The sequence below is a fragment of the Rhodococcus sp. Leaf225 genome (assembly GCF_001426145.1).
Taxonomy (GTDB): domain Bacteria; phylum Actinomycetota; class Actinomycetes; order Mycobacteriales; family Mycobacteriaceae; genus Rhodococcoides.
On record NZ_LMRN01000012.1, the window covers coordinates 549,790 to 567,097 of the forward strand.

At 68.9% G+C, this 17,308-nt stretch carries 20 protein-coding genes; 3 read left to right on the top strand and 17 right to left on the bottom strand.

The genetic code is table 11. From position 1 onward, the window contains the following. Positions 1–113: 113 nt before the first annotated feature. Complete coding sequence (locus ASG69_RS12285; RefSeq protein ID WP_082544494.1) at positions 114–1,445, top strand: DNA cytosine methyltransferase; 1,332 nt, start codon at positions 114–116, stop codon at positions 1,443–1,445. Here the strand turns inward: ASG69_RS12285 and dprA are convergent. Genes dprA through ASG69_RS12300 form a run of 3 tightly spaced genes read right to left on the bottom strand, consistent with a single transcriptional unit; the run spans position 1,365 to position 4,386 of the window. Then, positions 1,365–2,522: a DNA-processing protein DprA gene (dprA, locus tag ASG69_RS12290; RefSeq protein ID WP_235578930.1), complete on the bottom strand. Its 1,158-nt coding sequence runs from the start codon at positions 2,520–2,522 to the stop codon at positions 1,365–1,367. The two genes, ASG69_RS12285 and dprA, sit on opposite strands and share 81 nt — an antisense overlap. Beyond that, positions 2,519–4,030: a YifB family Mg chelatase-like AAA ATPase gene (locus tag ASG69_RS12295; RefSeq protein WP_056445051.1), complete on the bottom strand. Its 1,512-nt coding sequence runs from the start codon at positions 4,028–4,030 to the stop codon at positions 2,519–2,521. Before ASG69_RS12295 ends, dprA begins: the two co-directional genes overlap by 4 nt. Further along, positions 4,030–4,386: a YraN family protein gene (locus tag ASG69_RS12300; protein WP_027505028.1), complete on the bottom strand. Its 357-nt coding sequence runs from the start codon at positions 4,384–4,386 to the stop codon at positions 4,030–4,032. Before ASG69_RS12300 ends, ASG69_RS12295 begins: the two co-directional genes overlap by 1 nt. A gap of 198 nt (positions 4,387–4,584) precedes the next feature. Here ASG69_RS12300 and ASG69_RS12305 point away from each other — a divergent pair, with 198 nt between their 5' ends. Beyond that, on the top strand, positions 4,585–4,887 hold the full coding sequence (locus ASG69_RS12305) for a hypothetical protein (RefSeq protein WP_056445054.1): 303 nt from the start codon (positions 4,585–4,587) through the stop codon (positions 4,885–4,887). 19 nt (positions 4,888–4,906) lie between these two features. On the opposite strand, the gene ASG69_RS12310 is transcribed toward ASG69_RS12305, so the two are convergent. The 6 genes from ASG69_RS12310 to ASG69_RS12335 form a co-directional block, all read right to left on the bottom strand. Beyond that, a complete protein-coding gene (locus ASG69_RS12310) occupies positions 4,907–5,212 on the bottom strand; it encodes a DUF2469 domain-containing protein (protein WP_027505026.1) in 306 nt (101 codons plus the stop codon). Between the two features lie 7 nt (positions 5,213–5,219). Then, the gene (locus ASG69_RS12315) at positions 5,220–5,963 is read right to left on the bottom strand and encodes a ribonuclease HII (protein WP_056445340.1); all 744 of its coding nucleotides are present in this window, start codon (positions 5,961–5,963) and stop codon (positions 5,220–5,222) included. Between the two features lie 11 nt (positions 5,964–5,974). Continuing rightward, positions 5,975–6,730: a signal peptidase I gene (gene lepB, locus ASG69_RS12320; protein ID WP_027505025.1), complete on the bottom strand. Its 756-nt coding sequence runs from the start codon at positions 6,728–6,730 to the stop codon at positions 5,975–5,977. Positions 6,731–6,842: 112 nt separating this feature from the next. Next, positions 6,843–7,184: a 50S ribosomal protein L19 gene (gene rplS, locus ASG69_RS12325; protein WP_027505024.1), complete on the bottom strand. Its 342-nt coding sequence runs from the start codon at positions 7,182–7,184 to the stop codon at positions 6,843–6,845. A 191-nt stretch (positions 7,185–7,375) separates the two neighbouring features. Beyond that, a complete protein-coding gene (locus tag ASG69_RS12330) occupies positions 7,376–8,233 on the bottom strand; it encodes a hypothetical protein (protein ID WP_037185285.1) in 858 nt (285 codons plus the stop codon). A 65-nt stretch (positions 8,234–8,298) separates the two neighbouring features. Continuing rightward, entirely contained in the window at positions 8,299–10,620 is a 2,322-nt protein-coding gene (locus ASG69_RS12335) for a Tex family protein (RefSeq protein WP_056445057.1), read from the bottom strand. A 122-nt stretch (positions 10,621–10,742) separates the two neighbouring features. Between ASG69_RS12335 and ASG69_RS12340 the strand changes: the two genes are divergently transcribed. Continuing rightward, positions 10,743–11,699, top strand: a complete 957-nt coding sequence (locus ASG69_RS12340) for a serine hydrolase (RefSeq protein ID WP_235578931.1) — start codon at positions 10,743–10,745, stop codon at positions 11,697–11,699. Between the two features lie 9 nt (positions 11,700–11,708). On the opposite strand, the gene trmD is transcribed toward ASG69_RS12340, so the two are convergent. From trmD to ASG69_RS12380, 8 genes are all read right to left on the bottom strand, one after another. After that, entirely contained in the window at positions 11,709–12,389 is a 681-nt protein-coding gene (gene trmD / locus ASG69_RS12345; protein ID WP_056445343.1) for a tRNA (guanosine(37)-N1)-methyltransferase TrmD, read from the bottom strand. 2 nt (positions 12,390–12,391) lie between these two features. Beyond that, on the bottom strand, positions 12,392–12,937 hold the full coding sequence (gene rimM / locus ASG69_RS12350; protein ID WP_056445061.1) for a ribosome maturation factor RimM: 546 nt from the start codon (positions 12,935–12,937) through the stop codon (positions 12,392–12,394). Positions 12,938–12,945: 8 nt separating this feature from the next. Further along, positions 12,946–13,188, bottom strand: a complete 243-nt coding sequence (locus ASG69_RS12355; protein ID WP_027505019.1) for an RNA-binding protein — start codon at positions 13,186–13,188, stop codon at positions 12,946–12,948. A gap of 9 nt (positions 13,189–13,197) precedes the next feature. Further along, a complete protein-coding gene (gene rpsP / locus ASG69_RS12360; protein ID WP_027505018.1) occupies positions 13,198–13,659 on the bottom strand; it encodes a 30S ribosomal protein S16 in 462 nt (153 codons plus the stop codon). Positions 13,660–13,875: 216 nt separating this feature from the next. Next, positions 13,876–14,265, bottom strand: coding sequence for a universal stress protein (locus tag ASG69_RS12365; RefSeq protein ID WP_027505017.1), 390 nt, complete (start codon positions 14,263–14,265; stop codon positions 13,876–13,878). Then, positions 14,262–15,785 (bottom strand): tripartite tricarboxylate transporter permease, encoded by a 1,524-nt coding sequence (locus tag ASG69_RS12370; protein ID WP_051613188.1) that lies wholly within the window; start codon positions 15,783–15,785, stop codon positions 14,262–14,264. The genes ASG69_RS12365 and ASG69_RS12370 overlap by 4 nt, the downstream gene beginning before the upstream one ends. Continuing rightward, positions 15,785–16,312, bottom strand: a complete 528-nt coding sequence (locus tag ASG69_RS12375) for a tripartite tricarboxylate transporter TctB family protein (RefSeq protein WP_268788565.1) — start codon at positions 16,310–16,312, stop codon at positions 15,785–15,787. The genes ASG69_RS12370 and ASG69_RS12375 overlap by 1 nt, the downstream gene beginning before the upstream one ends. Continuing rightward, positions 16,309–17,277, bottom strand: coding sequence for a Bug family tripartite tricarboxylate transporter substrate binding protein (locus tag ASG69_RS12380; protein ID WP_056445064.1), 969 nt, complete (start codon positions 17,275–17,277; stop codon positions 16,309–16,311). Before ASG69_RS12380 ends, ASG69_RS12375 begins: the two co-directional genes overlap by 4 nt. Positions 17,278–17,308 lie beyond the last annotated feature (31 nt).

Genomic DNA, 17,308 nt, shown 5'->3' on the forward strand with positions numbered 1-17,308 from the left:
CTGTTGTTCGTGACCGACACGGGACGATCGGGCTCACCGCGGTCGCCGGTACTGTGACGAACGCATACTCGACGCGGCCACTCCCGTCGACGTCGGCCACGAAGGGTTCACGGATGACCGCACAGAGTTTCTCGGAAACGCGTGCCGTGTCGTCGACGACGAGACCGTCCGGTTCGCTGACCTTCGTCGATCTCTTCAGCGGTGCGGGCGGAATGAGTTGCGGCTTCGCACGACACGGCGCCTTCGATGTCGTCGGCGCGGCGGACGCACAACTGGGTAAACCGAGCAGTGCACGCGGATCTCTCGAATGCAATGCGTCCTATGAGGCGAATATCGGAACGGTGCCGCACGCCGTGGATCTTTCCGCTGTCACCGGGGCCGAGTTGGCGCGACTCTTCGCCCCGCGTCTGAACGGACGACCACTCGACGTACTCAGCGCGTGCCCGCCGTGCACCGGCTTCTCCCGTGCAAATCCTCGAAATCATCTCACCGACGATCCACGCAATTCGCTCGTGACCCGTGTCGCCGACTCCGTCGAGGCTCTGCGCCCGATCGTCCTCGTCATGGAAAACGCACGAGAATTGGTCGGCGGTAATTTCCGTGGTCATCTCGACGCGTTGGCTCTGCGGTTGGATCACCTCGGCTACGACGTCGATGCCTCGGTGCACATGCTCAGTACGGTCGGCTTACCGCAACGACGCGAGAGATCCCTGGTGGTCGCGGTGCGGCGCGATCACGAATTGCACACTCTTTCCGAATTGTGGGAGGGCACGACCATCGCACCGGAGGCGATCACGGTGCGTCGCGCGATCGGCCACCTGCCCCGCGTCGAGGCCGGTGAGACGGCGTCCGGCGATCCGATGCACCTCTCGCCCAGCATCGGTCGTGAGTCGACCCGCCGCCGCCTCCACGCCCTCCCCCACGACGGCGGTTCCTGGCTCGACCTCAGGTCCGCCCCCGGCGGCGACGACCACCTGACGCCCGCGATGCAGCGCCTCGTCGCCGCCGGGCGCCTGGGGTCGCACCCCGACGTCTACGGCCGACTGTGGTGGGACCGTCCCGCGCCCACCGTCAAACGGGAGTGCGCCCACTTCGGCAACGGCCGCTACACCCACCCCGAGCAGGACCGGCTGTGCACGGTGCGAGAGTTGGCCCTGCTGAACGGTTTTCCGGACGACTACGTGTTCCGCGCGCGATCGCTGTCGAACATGTACCGCCACATCGGGGACGCGGTACCGCCGCTCGTGTCCGCTCAGCTCGCCGCGCTGTGCACCTGGATCATCAGCGGCGTCAAGCCGGACCTGCGCGACGCGATCCTGCCCGGCACCTCCCTGCGGGCAGAGGACCTGCTCCCGGCACAGCCCTCACCGGATCTTCTCGATGCGCACCCATCCCGCCTCGTCGCGGCCGGCGTGTCCCTCGATCTCGAGGACCACCAGCGCTGACCGCACCGCCGACACGGGCACGCCGGAGTCCACGGACAGTTGCTGCACCGTTCGGGCTCCCGTGGCCGGGAACGCGTCCAGCACGCGGGCGGGAGTCTGCGGCAGGCGATCGAGATCGCGGCCGAACAGGGCGTCCCGGTCGTCGTCGTCCTCGACACCCGCACCCACCGCACCCGCCTCGGCCACCACGTCCCGGGCACCCGTCACCAGACGCGCTTCGCCCTCGCGGATCATCCGGTGGCACCCCGTCGACGACGCGGACGTCACCGGCCCCGGTACCGCCATGACCGGTCGCCCCAGTGCCCGTGCCCACGACGCCGTGTTACGCGCCCCGCTGCGCCATCCCGCCTCGACCACGACCACGCCGTCACACAGTGCGGCCACCAGCCTGTTGCGGGAGAGGAAGCGGTACCGGGCGGGTGGTGTGCCCGGCGGATACTCCGACACCACCGCACCCGTCTCCGACACTCTCCGCAGCAGACGCTCGTGCCCCGCCGGGTACGCCCGGTCGACGCCGCACGCCAGCACCGCCACCGTGCAGCCGCCCACGCCCAGCGCGGCGCGATGCGCCGCACCGTCGATGCCGTACGCGCCGCCGGAGACCACCGTCCACCCGTCCACGGCCAGGTCGCCCGCGATCTCACCCGTCACGTGCTCCCCGTAGCTCGTCGCGGCGCGCGTTCCCACCACGGCCACCGCCCGCTCCGTGGACGACGCCACCGGCGCCGGACCCACCACCCACAACGCCAACGGCGCACCGCCGTCGCGAGTGGGCAGAGCCCCGTCCGGCCGCTCGAATCCGAGGAACCGCCAGGCGGGCCACTCCTCGTCCGACGGCACCACCAGTCGACCGTCCATCGCAGCCATCAGGTCGAGGCTCGCCGCGGCGGTGTCGAGATGTGCCCGCGCCGACACGCGGTCCCACACCGCCTTCGGAACGTCCCCGGTGCGCATCGTCGCCGCGGCATCCACCACTCCGCGCGAGGCGATGAGCTGCTCGACGGCGCGCGACGGACCCTGCACCACAGTCGAGACGTACGCCCACGCCAAGGTCTCCGGATTCTCCGCTCCACTCACACGCCACTCCCCTGTTCGCGAAAACTCATCGCCGACGCCACGCACTCGGGTCCCGGAGACATCCGCCCCTCGAGGTCGCCGAGCGTCCAGGCCAAGCGCAGGATGCGGTCCGCGCCCCGCGCCGTGATGCCACCGCGCCGCAGCGCCCGTTCGATCGGGATCAACGCCTCGCGTTCGAGCCGAAAGCGCTGTCGCAGTGCCGATCCGGGTACTTCGGCATTGGTCTGCCAGCCGAACTCGGACCACCGTTCCGCCGCCGCCTGCCGCGCTGCCGTCACTCTGCCGCGCACCACCTCGGTCGTCTCCCCCACGTCGTCGGTCAACATTCCGGTCGCAGCGGGCTGCATCGACAGCCGCAGGTCCACCCGGTCGAGCAGTGGTCCGGACAGCTTGCCGAGGTAGCGCCGACGGGCGTTCGGCGCACACACGCAGTCGGCGGTCCGCGGCGAGGCGCACGGACACGGATTGGCCGCCAGCACCAGTTGGAAGCGAGCGGGATAGCGGGCGACCCCGTCGCGCCGCGCGATGCGCACCTCGCCGTCCTCCAGCGGGGTACGCAGTGCCTCCAGCACGCGCACCGACATCTCGGCACACTCGTCGAGGAAGAGCACGCCGTGGTGCGCCCGGCTCACCGCACCCGGTCGCGCCATGCCGCTTCCGCCGCCCACCAGTGCCGCCACCGAGGTGGTGTGATGCGGCGCGATGAACGGGGCGGTGGTGATCAACGGACACTCCGCCGTGAGTGTCCCCGCGACGGAGTGCACCGCCGTCACCTCCAGGGCCTGACCCTCCGTCAGCGGCGGCAGCAGGCCGGGCAGCCGACCCGCGAGCATCGTCTTCCCGATACCGGGCGGTCCCGTGAACATCAGATGGTGTGCGCCGGCGGCCGCGACCTCGAGAGCCCAGCGTGCTTCGGACTGTCCGACCACGTCGGCGAGATCGCCGTACCGGGGCTCCGGACCCGGCCGTGTCGGCATCGGTTCCGGGAGCGTGCACCGGTGCGAGAGCCACTCGATCACCTGCCTCAGATGCGCGGCCCCGAGGACCTCGATCCCGCCCACCAGGCCCGCCTCGGCGAGGCTGTCCTGCGGCACCACCACGCGGGTCCATCCCGCTCCGCGTGCGGCGAGCACGGCGGGAAGGACCCCGCGCACGCTCCGCACCCGCCCGTCGAGTGCCAGCTCACCCACCAGCACCGTCGAGGCCAACAGACCCGGCGGCACCACCTTGGCGGCGCCGAGCACCGCGCACGCCAGTGCCAGGTCGTACACGGATCCCACTTTGGGGAGTGTGGCCGGCGACAGCGCGAGCACCACCTTGGACGCGGGCCAGCTCTGGCCGGAGTTGTTCACCGCGGCCCGCACTCGGTCCCGTGACTCCTGCAGCGCCGCATCGGGGAGTCCGACCACGTGCACGCCCGGCAGGCCCCGCCCCACGTCGGCCTCGATCTCCACGAGGATGCCGTCGATGCCCGTGACGGCGACCGAGAACGTCCGTCCCAGCGCCATCAGAACGCCGCCCTCAGATGCGAGAGCAGAGGCCCCCGGCCGTCGGCGATCACGACCTCCACGACGTCGAACCGCACCGGCACCCACGGACCGGACCGCTCGGCGAGCCACAGCCCGGCCAGCCGGTGGATGCGCTGCGCCTTCGCCGGCGTGACCGCCTCGGCCGGAGTGCCGTACCCGTCGCCGGAGCGGGTCTTCACCTCGACGAACACGACGGTGTCGCCGTCCACGCCGATGATGTCGACCTCGCCGTGCCGGCACCGCCAGTTGCGGTCGAGAATGCGCAGACCCACCGTCGTCAGATACGACGCGGCAGCCTCCTCGCCCGCTCTGCCCATTTCCGCGTTCGTCGCCATGGCTCCCCTCGCCGACCCGGTGCCCGGTGGTGGGCACACCCGGTGTCGGAGCACGACTGTGCAGGCACGCGGCGACCGTGCCGCGGCGCCGACCTGCGGCCGCAGAAAACCCGGGGACGACGCTCGACCCGGGGATGACGGACCACCGAAACCCCCTGTTGCGCGGCGCTCGGCCGTGGGGTTTGCGATGATCGGGTCATGAACACTGCACGCGACTCGTCGGCGAGCGGGACGCCGTCCAGCAGTGAGTTCCTTCTCCGCCGCGTGCCGGACGATCGGCGGCCCGCTCACCCCTATGCACTGCTGTGGACGTCGAACGATGCGCTGGGTCGGGAATCGACCAGGGAGGTGGGGTGCGGCGACTACTCGTGGGCGCTACGGACGGCACGCATCCTGTCCATTCCGCGCGCGTCGATCGAGCACGACCAGCGCGGCGGCGTGGACGACGGCTACGAGGGGTGGCACCTCAACGCGCGGATCCTGGGAACGGATCAGCGCTGATTCACTCGGGAAGTCCCCGTCACTCGGGAAGTCGCAGATCCGGCTTGTCGAGTTCCTCGATGTTGACGTCCTTGAACGTGATCACCCGGACGTGCTTGACGAAGCGCGCGGGTCGGTACATGTCCCACACCCACGCATCGGACATCCGCACCTCGAAGTAGATCTCGCCGTCCGCGTTCCGCGGGATCATCTCCACCGAGTTCGCGAGATAGAAGCGACGCTCGGTCTCCACCACGTAGGTGAACTGGCCGACGATGTCGCGGTACTCCCGGTACAGCGACAGTTCCATCTCGGTTTCGTACTTCTCGAGATCCTCGGCACTCATGCCGCCATCATCGCGCATCGGCGCCCTCGTGTTCCCATCGACCCCGCTCCTGCGGCGACACCGTCGGTGCGGCGCCGGCATCCTCGAGGCAGGCGACGTTCGACCACGAGCGACGGTGCTCCCGGCTCGCCCCGAGACGGGCGAGGGCGTCCGTGTGCAGCGTCGTGTTGTAGCCCTTGTGTACGGAGAAGTCGTAGCCGGGGATGTCTCCGTCGAGTGACCGCATGATGCGGTCGCGATGCACCTTGGCGAGCACGCTCGCGGCGGCGATACAGGCCGCGGTGGCGTCACCACCGATCACCGGGAGTGACGGCGCGGGAAGCCCGGGCACCCGAAAACCGTCGGTCAGGACGTACCCGGGGTCGACCGACAGTCCGGCGACCGCGCGGCGCATGCCCTCGATGTTGGCGACGTGGATACCGATGCGGTCGATCTCGGCCGCGGGGACGGTGACGATCGAGTATGCCGTCGCCCAGCGGATCACCTTCGGGAACAACGACTCCCGCGTCTTCTCGCTCAACTTCTTCGAGTCGTCCAGAAGGTCCAGCGCGGCGCGGGCGCGATCGCCCAGGATGCACGCGGCGATGACCAGTGGGCCCGCACAGGCGCCACGACCCGCTTCGTCCACGCCCGCCACGGGCCCGAGCCCCGACCGGAGAAGGGCCGACTCCATGGTGCGCATGCCACCCGCACGCCGGATGACGGTGCGCGGCGGCCATGACGTCCGGGAGAGCCGCGTGGTCGACTTCATGGGCCCCGAACTCACTGCCCCTGGATGTCCGGATCGTCGATGAGACCCCAGCGACCGGGCGGCAGCACGATGGCCTGCGCCTTGCCGATCACGTTGTCCAGCGGGATGGTTCCCTGCAGTTCGTCGGCGACGTGGAAGCGCGAGTCGGCGGAGTTGCTGCGGTTGTCACCCATGACCCACACGTTGCCCTCGGGCACGGTGACGGGCCCGAAGCACCGCCCGGAACGGATCGGGGTGTCGCACGTGAGCGTGCCGGGCACGAAGTCGAAGTCCATGGTGATGTACGGCTCGTCGAGCGGCTTGCCGTCGACGAGAACGCGCCCCTGCTCGTCGCAGCACTCGACGGTCTGACCGCCGGTCGCGATGACGCGCTTGACCAGATCGTTCTCGTCCGGTGCGACCAGGCCGACGAGGGATCCTAGTTCCTGGGCGCCGCGGACGACGACGTTGGACGACCGCGTGGAGACGTAGTCGCCGTCCCAGGACGGCGGTCCGCGGAACACGACGACGTCACCGGCCGTCGGATCGCCGAAGCGGTACCCGATCTTCTCCACGACGATGCGGTCACCGGTGCAACCAGTGCAGCCGTGCAAGGTCGGCTCCATCGATTCCGAGGGGATCAGGTACACCCTCGCGACGAAGGTCTGCAAGAGGAAGCTGAGCACCAGGGCGACCAGGATGAGAATCGGGAGCTCACGCCAGAAGGACCGTGGCTTCTTGGTTCGCCGCGCCTCGTCGTTGTCGTCGCCCGCGCGCTCGTCCGTCACGGGTCAAGATTAGCGGCAGCGCCGCGGTGCAGAACGGCCGGGACGCAGAACGGCCGGACACCGGGGAACGAGTCCCCTGTGTCCGGCCGTCCAGCGAGTGGAACGCCGAAGATCAGCGCTTCTCCTTGATCTTGGCTGCCTTGCCGCGCAGCTCGCGCAGGTAGTACAGCTTCGCGCGACGCACGTCACCGCGGGTCAGCACGTCGATCTGGGCGATGTTCGGGGTGTGGACGGGGAAGGTGCGCTCCACGCCGACGCCGAAGGACACCTTGCGGACCGTGAAGGTCTCGCGGATGCCGCCACCCTGACGCCGAATGACGACGCCCTTGAAGATCTGCACGCGCTCCTTGGAGCCCTCGATGACCTTCACGTGCACGTTCAGTGTGTCGCCCGGGCGGAACTCGGGAATGTCGCTGCGCAGCGACTGCTTGTCCAGGAAATCCAGGGTGTTCATGGTTCATCCTTGCTGTGACGAGATCTCGAGCAGAGGACCCGAGCGGCTGCCGTCGGCGGATGCCGTCGACGCTCGACTGGTTCGTACTCCGAATAGGTGTCCACCGGATGCCGGGCATGCGAGTAGCACGCCCGGTGTCAGGCAACCCCACGATTGTGCCAGAGAACCGGTGCCCGACGAAATCGGCCGGATCAGCCCGCGCCGACCGATTCGCGATCGGGGCGCGACTCCCCCGGCGCCGGCGCCGGAACGACGATGCGATCAAGTTCGTCCTCGGCAGCGGCGCGCACGTGCGCGACGTCGGGCGTGCCCGCGATGGCGTCCTGCATCCAGATCTTCGCGCGGACGACGGGACGGCGCAGGTTGCGCTCGCGCCGCAGGGCCTTCTCCATCCGCCGCGGGCGTCGGGTGTAGCGCCAGCGCGCCCAGGGTGACCCCGGCCGGCCGATCCGGATCGCGCCGATCACGAGCAGCGGCAGGAAGAACAGGCCGGCGAGCCCGGTCCAGATCTTGCCCTTCGCGAGGACGATCGCGGCGAGGAGGAGGTTGAGCGCGGCCAGGACGACGATGATGCTCCGCACCGCGACGCTGGGATCGTCACGGAAGCCGGCCACGTCGAAGAACTCGAGCGGTTTGAGACCGAACAGCAGCATGACGGTGGCGGCCACGGCGACGAAGACCGCGTCGACGGAGGTGCGGCCCTGCTCGGCCCAGTACACGTCCTCCAGATAGAAGATGAGCGCGAACTCGTCGAGTACCAGTGCCGCACCGATACCGAAGAACGCCGCGAGCGCCGCGCCCGTGGTCTGGGTGCCGTCGACGTACACGGTGATCATCGCGATACCCGAGACCAGCATGGCGACCACACCGAACACGACGTGATGCACGTGGTGTCCGCCCGGCGTGACGTTGCCCGGCCACCAGGACACCTGCGCGCGGATCATGCGGACGCTGAACCGGATGAAGACGAACCCGGCGATGAACCCGACGAGGAAGAACAGCAGCGGGATGCGCCCCTCGTCGGAGACGTGGTGCATCCACCGCTCCATCGCAGCGCCTTCCTGCCGTGCCCGTCCTGTGACGAGGAAGTCTATCCGCGCCGCCGCGACACCCTCTACTTTCCGAAGCCCGCCTTCCGCAGGGCATCGGCCATCGATCCCGTTGCCGCGGCCGGTGCCGACGACTGCGCTCCCTTGCGCGGTCCGGCTCCGGTCTTCTGCCGGTTCCGGGTGCCCTGGCCTCCCGACCCGCCGCGTGGAGCCGATGCCGCTGCCGTACCGCCGATCTCGTCGGTCAGTCGCAGGGACAGGCCGATCCGCTGGCGCGGCAGGTCGACCTCCATGACCTTCACGCGCACGACCTGTCCGGACTTGACGACGTCGTGCGGGTCCGAGACGAAGCGGTCGGACATCGCCGAGACGTGGACGAGTCCGTCCTGGTGCACGCCCACGTCGACGAAGGCGCCGAAGGCCGCCACGTTGGTCACCACTCCCTCGAGCACCATGCCCGGTCGGAGGTCGGCGACCTTCTCGACACCGGCCGCGAAGGTGGCGGTGGCGAACTCCGGACGCGGATCGCGGCCGGGCTTCTCGAGCTCGGACAGGATGTCGGTGACGGTCGGGAGTCCGAACCGGTCGTCGACGAAGTCCTGCGGGCGCAGGGACCTCAGCACCCGCTCGTTGCCGATCACCTCACGGACTCCCATGCCGGCCCTGTCGACGATGCGGCGCACCACGGGATATGCCTCGGGGTGCACGCTCGACCGGTCGAGGGGGTCGTCGCCGTCGGTGATGCGGAGGAACCCGGCGCACTGCTCGAAGGCCTTGGGCCCGAGCCGCGGAACCTTCTGCAGTGCGGATCGGGACCGGAAGGGGCCGTTCTCTTCGCGGTGCGCGACGATCGACTCGGCGAGAGTGGTGGCCACGCCGGAGACGCGCGCGAGCAGAGGCACGCTGGCGGTGTTGACGTCGACGCCGACCGCGTTCACCGCGTCCTCGACGACGGCGCCCAGGGAACGCGCCAACATGGATTCCGAGACGTCGTGCTGGTACTGCCCCACGCCGATCGACTTCGGGTCGATCTTCACCAGTTCCGCGAGCGGATCCTGCAGACGACGGGCGATGGAGACCGCGCCGCGGATCGAGACGTCGAGATCGGGCAGTTCGCGCGACCCGTAGGCGGACGCGGAGTACACGGAGGCGCCGGCCTCGGAGACCATCGCCTTGGTCAGGTTCGCGTCCGGGTATTTCGCGATGAGTTCCGCCGCCAGCGCGTCGGTCTCACGCGACGCGGTGCCGTTGCCGATGGCCAGCAGATCGACACGGTGCTTCGCCGCCAGTGCGGCCAGGGTCGCGAGCGCCTCGTTCCACTTGCCCTGGGGCTTGTGCGGATAGATGGTGTCGTACGCGAGGACCTTGCCGGTGGGGTCCACGATCGCGACCTTGGTCCCCGTGCGGAACCCGGGGTCCAGGCCCATGGTGGTGCGACTGCCGGCGGGCGCCGCCAACAGCAGGTCCTCGAGATTGGAGGCGAAGACGTCGACCGCGCGCTCCTCCGCGGACTGCCGCAGGCGCATGCGGGTGTCGATGCCCAGGCTGACCAGAAGCTTGGTCCGCCACGCCCATCGCACCGTGTCGAGGAGCCACCGGTCGGCCGCACGGCCGTGGTCGCCGATACCGAAGCGCGCCGCGATGCGGGTCTCGTACACCGACGCGGTACCGGGCGCGGGTTCGTCGGTGTTCGGCTCCGGATCCATCGTGAGGGAGAGCACCTCCTCCTTCTCCCCGCGCAGGACTGCCAGTACTCGATGGGACGGAACGGAGGTGAAGGACTCGGAGAACGCGAAGTAGTCGGAGAACTTCGCACCGTCCGTCTCCTTGCCCGGTCGCACCGCGCTGGTCAACCGGCCACGGGTCCACATCAGCTCGCGCAGCGACCCGACGAGGTCGGCGTCCTCGGCGAAGTGCTCGACGAGGATCGCGCGCGCACCGGCGAGCTGCTCCTCGTCGAAGGACGTCGGATCGGTGGTCGGATCGGACAGCAGGGCGTCCGCCACGGGCTGGTGGCCGGCCTCGCGCGCGATCTGCGCCTTGGTGCGGCGCTTCGGTTTGAACGGGAGGTAGATGTCCTCGAGGCGCGCCTTGGTGTCCGCGAGCACGATCGAGTCCTCGAGCGCGTCGTCGAGCTTGCCCTGCGAGCGGATGGACTCGAGAATCGCGGCGCGGCGCTCGTCGAGCTCGCGCAGGTATCGCAGTCGCTCGTCGATCGTGCGCAGCTGGGTGTCGTCGAGCGTGCCCGTGACCTCCTTGCGGTAGCGCGCGATGAACGGCACCGTCGCACCCCCGTCGAGCAGGTCCACGGCGGCGCGTACGCGCTCCTCCGCGACGTCGAGCTCCTCGGCGATCCGGCGATTGACAGATTTCACAGCGGTCGTCACGGCGATGGACCCTACCGCGCCGGTAACGTGGAGTGACGGTGCCGCCCCGGGTTCCGAGCGCCGACGCGCCCGGTACGTCCACTCTCGAATGTGGGGGCACTCGATGACAGAACGGTAGTCACGTGACAACTCCTTCGGCGCGCCTGCGACGAGCCTCCACCATGATGGCGGCGGTGGCGCTCGCCACCACGATGGCGGCGGCCTGCGCGCAACCGGCCGAGCCGGCCGCGACGACGATCCCGGTCGCACCGGAGTTCCCCGAACCCGAGATGCCGATGGCACCGGACCTCACCGGTCGCCTGCAGCAAGCACTCGACGGCGCGGCCGCTCGCGGCGCCACGCTCTCCATCGGCTTCCTCGACCGGGAGACCGGGACGTACATGGGTTCCGGTGACAACGATCCGATCGAGACGGCGTCGGTGGTCAAGCTGTTCATCGCTGACGATCTGCTCTATCGCTCGTCGCGCGGCGAGTTCGCCCTCGACGAGGAGTCCCGTGCCCTCATCGCGCCGATGCTCTCGTCGTCGGACGACAGTGCGGCACAGGTCCTGTGGGACGCCGCCGGTGGATCCGACGTCGTGGCACGCGTCGCCGGCCGCTACGGCCTGCCCGCCACAGCCGCGTCGGCGGACGGGATCTGGTGGAACACCCGGACCACCGCGGCGGACCTGGTGCGGTACTACGACGCCGTCCTCGACGGCACCGGCGGACTGAACCCGGCGGACCGGGCGACCGTCGTCGGAGACCTCGAGGCCTTCACCCCCGAGGGAGCGGACGGCTATCCCCAGACCTTCGGCATCCCGCGGGCACTCCCCGGCGAGACGGTCCGCGGGGTCAAGCAAGGGTGGATGTGCTGCGTCGACGGTCGGTGGATCCACCTGAGCACGGGGTTCGTCGGCGACGGAGAACGCTATGTGGTGGCGGTGCTCTCGCGGGAGGATCCCTGGTACGGCGCGGACGGCGGCAGCGCGGAGACGACGGCGGACACCGCGGTGACGGACGACGACGGCGCCAAGCACGCGCGCGTCACCGTCACCGGCGCGCTGAAGATCCTGTTCCCCACCGGGGTCGTCGCCTGAGAGATCGCGTCAGGGCAGGAGGTCGGGCCGGCGCTGAGCGGTACGCTCGAGCGACTGTTCCCGCCGCCACTGTTCGATGCGGGAGTGGTTGCCGGACAACAGGACCGGCGGCACGTCCAGGCCGCGCCACGTGGCCGGTCGGGTGTAGCCAGGCCCCTCGAGGAGACCGTCGGAGAACGAGTCCTGTTGGTGCGAGAGCTGATTGCCCAGGACGCCGGGCAGCAGCCGCGTCACGGCCTCGGTCATCACCAGCACCGCGGCCTCGCCGCCGATGAGCACGTAGTCCCCGATGCTGACCTCCTCGACGCGCACCCGGGTCGCCGCGTCGTCGAAGACTCGCTGATCGATGCCCTCGTAGCGGCCGCATGCGAACACCAGATGATCCTCGCGCGACCATCTCTCGGCGGTGCGCTGGGTGAAGGGCACTCCGGCGGGCGTGGGCACCACCAGGATCGGGTCGGCGTCGCGCATGACGTCGTCCAACGCGTCTCCCCACACCGTCGGCTTCATGACCATGCCGGGGCCGCCGCCGTAGGGCGAGTCGTCGACCGCCTTGTGCACGTCGTGTGTCCAGTCCCGGAGGTCGTGGACACCGAGGGTCACCAGACCGTTCTGCACGGCCTTGCCCAGCAGCGCGGTACGCATGGGCTCGAGGTACTCGGGGAAGATCGTCACCACGTCGATACGCATGGTCACTCGCCGTCCAGAAGCCCTTCGGGCGGGTCGATCTCGACGGTCCGCGTCTCGCGGGAGACCGACACCACGATCGCGGACACGAACGGTACGAGCAGTTCGCGGCCGACGTTCTCGTCGGCCGGCGTGATCGACAGCAACTCCCCCGCAGCGGAGTGCAGCACCTCGCTGACCGTGCCGATCACCGTGCCCGCCGACTCGTGATCCGGAGCGAACTGCACCGTCATGCCCTCGAGCTCGTGGTCGTAGAACTCGTCCGGATCGTCGGACGGGGGTAGATCCGCGGTGTCGACGACGAACAGGGTGCCGCGCATCGCGTCGGCGGTACTGCGATCGTCGATTCCCTTCAGACGCAGCAGAAGCCGCCCGGAATGCTCCCGAGCGGCTTCCACCGTGTAGTCGGTCGTGCTGTTGTCGCGACGCGCACGGCCGTGCAGAACGGATCCCGGAGCGAACCGCTCGTCAGGATCGTCCGTGCGGACCTCCACGACGACCTCGCCCTTGATGCCGTGCGACTTGGCCACGCGGCCCACGACGAGCTCCACGTCGGTGATCAGCGATCGGTGTCGACGACGTCGACACGGATCCCACGGCCGCCGATACCCGAGACGAGGGTACGGAGCGCGGTGGCGGTACGACCGCCACGGCCGATGACCTTGCCCAGATCGTCGGGGTGCACGTGCACCTCGACGGTCCGGCCACGGCGACCGGTGATCATCTCGACACGAACGTCGTCCGGATTGGACACGATGCCGCGAACCAGATGCTCGACGGCGTCGGCGACCATGGTGCTCACAGGTGGGTCCTACTTCTCGGTGGACTCGGCGGTGGCGTCCGCGGTCTCGTCTGCCGGTGCGCTCTCGGCGTCGTCGGCCTTGGCGGCCTTCTTCTTCTTCGGCGTGGTGGCCTCGGCGACGGGCTCGTTGTCGGCGGCGGCGAGCGCAGCGTTGAACAGGTCCAGCTTGGACGGCTTCGGCTCCTTGACGCGGAGCGTGCCCTCGGCGCCCGGCAGGCCCTTGAACTTCTGCCAGTCACCGGTGATCTTGAGGAGTGCCTCGACGGGCTCGGTGGGCTGTGCGCCCACGCTCAGCCAGTGCTGCACGCGATCGGAATCGATCTCGATCAGCGACGGCTCTTCCTTCGGGTGGTACTTGCCGACGGTCTCGATGGCACGGCCACCGCGACGGGTACGCGCGTCGGCGATGACGACACGGTACTGCGGGTTGCGGATCTTGCCGAGACGGGTGAGCTTGATCTTGACTGCCATGTGAAACGAAGCCTCTTTCGATGTGGTCGCAGGACGCGACCGCTGGTCACGGCGCAATTCAGCGATGCGCACGGCATGCGCACCCGGTTTTGCGGTGGATGGGTGTTGTGACCGCCGCTCGGTACGGAACCGGAGACGGGCGAACAGCGACTTATTCTGCCAGACGCTGCCCGCCCCTCATAATCCTCGGCCTTCCCGTCCCCGGGGACCCGCCCGTCAGTCCTCCGGCTTCACCGCCAGCACCGGCTTGGGGCACGTGAGCAGGATCCGCTGCGCGGTGCTGCCCATCAACAGCTTGCCCACCGGAGTGCGGTGCCGGATGCCGATGACCAGGACGTCGGCGTCGGGCTTCTCCATCGCGGTGAGCAGAGCCTCGACCGGATCGGTGGTGGTGTCCTGCTCGACGGTGAAGGGCACGCCGGACGACTCGAGCGTGCTCTGCAACTGGTCCACCGCCGCGGAGTCGGCGAAGTGCGGGTCGGCCAGCGCATCGCCCTTCGAGGCGTTGACCACGGTCACCTCGGTGCCGTGCGCCTTCGCCTCGGCGATGCCGTGCTCGAGGGCGGCTCGGCCATACTTGTCCGGGGTGTAGCCGACGACGATCATGCGTTCTCCTTCTGAAGTTCCCGGTCCGCGGTGGCGGACACACGGGGTCGGACGAGACGGGCCAGCAACGGCGCGATCAACAGGACGGCGATGATCGCGTAGACCACCACGGCGATGGGCTCGGTGAAGATGCCGCTCCAGTCGCCTTCGTTGAGTTGCAGCGTCTGGCGGAGCTGACGTTCGATGCGCGGTCCGAGGATCACACCGATGATCAGCGGGAGCACGGGGAGTCCGAAGCGCCGCATCATCAGCCCCAACAGGCCGAAGATCAACAGCATCGCCAGGTCGAGCCACTGCAGGTTGACGGCGTACGCACCCAGGACGGCGAAGAACAGAATGCCGGCGTACAGGTACGGACGCGGAGTACGCAGGAGCTTGGCCCACACCGGCGCGAGCGGCAGGTTCAGCACGAGCAGCAGGAAGTTGCCGATGAAGAGGCTGGCGATGAGCGTCCAGATCAGCAGCGGTTCCTTGTCGAACAGCGTAGGGCCGGGCTGGATGCCGTAGGAGACGAACGCTGTGAGCATGACCGCGGCGGTGGCATTGGTGGGCAGCCCCAGTGAGAGCATCGGGACCAGGGTGCCGGCCGCGGACGCGTTGTTGGCGGCCTCGGGTCCGGCGACGCCCTCGATGGCGCCCTTGCCGAATTCCTCGGGATGCTTCGACAGCTTCTTCTCGGTGATGTAGCTCAGAAATGTCGGTAGTTCGGCGCCGCCGGCGGGAAGAGCACCGAACGGGAAGCCGTACGCGGTTCCGCGCAGCCAGGGCTTCCACGACCGCTTCCAGTCGCTTCTACCCATCCACGGACGCCCGACGGGAATGACCTCGGCCGGCTTGCGACGCAGGTGCGCGGCGACCCAGAGAGCCTCGCCGAGGGCGAACACGGCGACGGCGATCACGACGATGTCGATGCCGTCCGACAGCTGCGGGATACCGAATGTGGCACGCGGCTGGCCGGTCAGGAAGTCGATGCCGACCAGTCCGATGGACAGTCCGAGCAGCAGCGAGATGCACCCGCGGAGCTTGGACGAGCCGAGGACCGCGGTCACGGCGACGAGGGCCAGCAGCATGATGGCCAGATAGGACGGCGCACCCAGGGATACGGCGAACCGAGAGACCATCGGGGCGAAGAGCACCAGCAGCATCGTGCCGATCGAGCCGGCGATGAACGACCCGATGGCAGCGGTCGCGAGCGCTTGTGCAGCTCGACCCGCTCTCGCCATCTTGTTGCCCTCGATGGCCGTGATCACCGACGACGACTCACCCGGCGTGTTGAGCAGGATCGAGGTCGTCGAACCGCCGTACATACCGCCGTAGTAGATGCCGGCGAACATGATGAACGCCGCACTGGGACTGACGTTGTAGGTGATGGGGAGCAGCAGCGCGACCGTCATGGCCGGGCCGATTCCGGGGAGCACTCCCACGGCGGTGCCGAGAAGCACACCGATGCAGGCGTAGAGCAGGTTCATCGGCGTCGCAGCCTGGGAGAACCCCTCCATGAGCCAGTTCAGATTGTCCATCAGAGAATTCCGTCCAGGATGCCTGCGGACAGCGGGATCCCGAGTCCGACGTAGAACACGTAGAAGCTGACGAGCGAGAGCACCAGACCGATCCCGAGATTGCGGATCCAATGCCTGTTGCCCAGGATCGTCGCGGCGCCGCCGAACAGCACGGCGCCCATGATCACCCAGCCGAGAACGTCGACCAGTGCGATCGTGGCGACGAACAGGGCAACCAGCAGTCCCACCGTCTTCCAGTCGGCCGGCGTGGACGTGTCGATGTCCTCACCGTCGTCGGGGGGGCCCTTGCTGCCGCGCGCGGTGGCGATGGCCAGCAGCACGGAGCACACCAGCAGGCCGGCGCCGATGACGAGCGGGAACAGCTTGGGGCCCACCGGGTCCACCTTCGCGAACTCCGCCGTCAGGGACAGGGCGTCGACGATCAGGAAGATCCCCACCACCAGCATGACCGCGCAGACGACGAACTGCGCCCAGTCCGGACGGTTCTGCGCAGCCGCGTCGTCCGGTCGTTCCACCGTGGCCGTCACACCAGCCCCAGTTCGGTCAGAGTCGACTCGACCCGTTCGTCCTGCTCGCGCAGGAACTGCTCGAAGCCCGGTCCCGTCTCGAAAGCGTCGGTCCAGCCGTTGGTCATCAGTGCGTCCTTCCATTCCGTCGTGGCGTGCAGCTCTGTCAGCGCCTCGACCATCTCGGCGCGGACCTCGTCGGAGAGTCCGGGCGGCGCGAGAATGCCGCGCCAGTTGGTGAATTCGAGATCGATGCCGGCCTCGCGCAGCGTGGGGGCGTCGACCCCGCGAACGCGCTCCGCTCCCGAGACGGCGAGAACACGGACCTGGCCCGCCTCGATCTGGTCGACGTACTCCCCCAGACCCGACGTGCCCGCGGTGATCTTGTTGCCCAGCAACGCCGTCAGCAGATCGCCGCCGCCGTCGTAGGAGATGTAGTTGACCGCGGTGGGATCGACGCCCACCGCCTGCGCGGTCTCCATCGGGAACAGGTGGTCCGGGCCGCCAGGCGACGAGCCGCCACCGATCGTCACCGACCCCGGATTCGCGCGCCACGCTTCCACCAGCTCGTTCACCGTGGTGAACGGCGAATCGGCGGGTACCAGGATGCCCTCCTGCTCTTCGACCACCTTGGCCAGCGGAGTCGCGTCGGACACTCGGGCAGCGGACCCGTTCGTGTATCCCGCGCCGACCACACCCAGGCCCATCATCATCATGAGGTCGTCGTTACCCGACTCGTTCATCAGACGGGCCATGGCGACAGAGCCACCGGCGCCGATGACGTTGAACACCTCGACACGACCGGTGATGTCGTCGTCCTCCATGATCTTCACGGCCGTGCGCGCCGTCAGGTCGTATCCGCCGCCGGGGCTGTTGGGCACCATCATGCGGATGCGGTGCAGCCCTTCGCCCTCGTCGCCCCGCGTGACGCCGCACCCCGCCAGCAGGAGTACGAGCGCCAGAACGGCTGTCAGCCTTCTCGGCATCGGTCCTCGATTCGTCTCGATCGTGATGTAA